The organism is Rhabdonatronobacter sediminivivens, from assembly GCF_013415485.1.
GTDB classification, from domain to species: Bacteria; Pseudomonadota; Alphaproteobacteria; order Rhodobacterales; family Rhodobacteraceae; genus Rhabdonatronobacter; species Rhabdonatronobacter sediminivivens.
This window is the reverse complement of sequence record NZ_JACBXS010000106.1, coordinates 1-1,672: the sequence shown is the minus strand read 5'-3', so window position 1 is coordinate 1,672 and position 1,672 is coordinate 1. Positions and strand designations below refer to the sequence as shown.

General features: G+C 54.9%; 3 protein-coding genes. All 3 read left to right on the top strand.

What is annotated here, in order from left to right:
- A partial coding sequence (locus HUK65_RS18300; protein WP_179907696.1) for a hypothetical protein occupies positions 1-191 on the top strand: 191 nt, incomplete at its 5' end.
- A 483-nt stretch (positions 192-674) separates the two neighbouring features.
- Positions 675-1,046: a hypothetical protein gene (locus tag HUK65_RS18295; RefSeq protein ID WP_179907693.1), complete on the top strand. Its 372-nt coding sequence runs from the start codon at positions 675-677 to the stop codon at positions 1,044-1,046.
- Between the two features lie 97 nt (positions 1,047-1,143).
- The gene (locus HUK65_RS18290; protein WP_179907691.1) at positions 1,144-1,602 is read left to right on the top strand and encodes a hypothetical protein; all 459 of its coding nucleotides are present in this window, start codon (positions 1,144-1,146) and stop codon (positions 1,600-1,602) included.
- The last annotated feature ends 70 nt before the right edge of the window (positions 1,603-1,672 follow it).

Genomic DNA, 1,672 nt, shown 5'->3' with positions numbered 1-1,672 from the left:
TGGCAGATTTTTTTCGGGCGCTGGACCGCGCCCATGGCAGCGAGGCCGTCCGCCTCGCTGCGCGGTCAGGCGTGCCGTTCGGGACGCTGATCGTCGATGCCGAGATCGCGAACCTGCACGAGGGGAACGCGCTGCGTTTCGGGATCAGGCGCAGTCAGTTCGAGGCGTGGGTGAGGCGGAAAGAGGCTTGATGCTATGGACGGACAGCGGACCCGGGCGGGTGCGGCATCGCACCTGCAGCATTTCGGGATAGCGGTCATTAGTGGCGGCAGGACGGTAGGCGGACCGATGTATGTGCGGCGAGTGCGTCGCCACATCTTGCCGAAGCAGCCGCCTGAGATCGGAGCCGGAGTGGGTGACGTGCGTCGTCTCGCATATCGTTGCCCTGATCCGCATGGAGCGCGCGCTCCACCGCTCCTGTCTTCCGAACTACAAAGGTTTGATTAAAGGCAGAGAAGGTTTCCGCAATGACTAGGAAGGCAAATAGCCATCCATTACATAACCTCAGGGACTGCATGGCTCAGGTGGCTACAGAGGTTCGACATTGTGTAAGTGATGGCGGCTCGTGACCTTTTCAACCTGCCAGAGGCCGCAGGGGGCGAGCTCACCCCAAAAAACGGGAATGACGCTGGGGTTAGGTGGTGAAGTAATGACACATCAGAGGAATCTAACAAATGCCGTTTAATCAACACATTGATCAGATCAATGCCCTTATCGAAGCCCGTCCCATAAACGACGAATTCACACTGAATGACCTTTTCCAAGCTGAATGGCCCGTAGGCATAGTTGAAAACCAGCACCAAGCTTTCGGCATATGGTTCCGTCGCAAAGTAGCTGAGGGACGCATTCTTCGAGTTGACGACATTGATATTCCGACAGGCAAGATCCACAATATCCACTATAGGCGGGTAGAAGAGGGTAGTGGGCAGGCTTGGGTGCGCATGAGTCTGCCGCGCGATACTTGGAATTGGATTGATCATAAGAGGGGAAGCCAAGACCGGACAAGCTTCCTTCAGAACCTGATTAAAGAGGCGCGCTCCCAATGAACAATCCCATCCGCAAGGCCGTCGAAGCGCAAGATGTCCAGTTGTTTGAAGGTGGGAAGATTTCGGCCGAACTAGGCGAGGCTCTGGGGGGGACGGAATGACCATTCGTGAAAAGCTTATCTCTGCTCTCTATGAAGCTGAAGAGCAACTGGCAGATGAACGCCAGAGAATCAACGAACTGATTAAAGGAAAAGACGAACGGCTGGCCCGAGAGATATGGGATGAGGAAAGCAGCCAAATCCTACGCTATTATGAAGAAGAGGTTGAAGTCGCTGAAAGCAGGTTGCTTTTGCACGACGCTGGCAAATACCATCTTCCCGCACCCGACTACAGCGACAAACACGCTTGGGAGGAATCAAGACTGACCAGTAGCCGGTATTTGATTAGGGAAGAGCGCCGCAAGCTTCGCCGGTCATTGCTTGAAGAGAGACGGCGCGAGGATGACATTAGGAATGCGAGAGGCAACCAGAAGATCGGGATTGGAGGACTTATAGTCGCTGGCATTGCTCTCGTCCCGGCTTTCATCTCGGCTATGCTTGACTTGTTCAAGGGCTAGTGTTCGTCACCTGACGCAAGATTCCCAACGGCTGCAGGGTGTGTCATACCTTGGGCATGAGACGCTCCGA

What these genes read in the sequence shown, in the direction of transcription:
- HUK65_RS18295 (WP_179907693.1), top strand. Translation starts at nt 675, where the DNA reads ATGCCGTTTAATCAACACATTGATCAGATCAATGCCCTTATCGAAGCC.
- HUK65_RS18290 (WP_179907691.1), top strand. Translation starts at nt 1,144, where the DNA reads ATGACCATTCGTGAAAAGCTTATCTCTGCTCTCTATGAAGCTGAAGAG.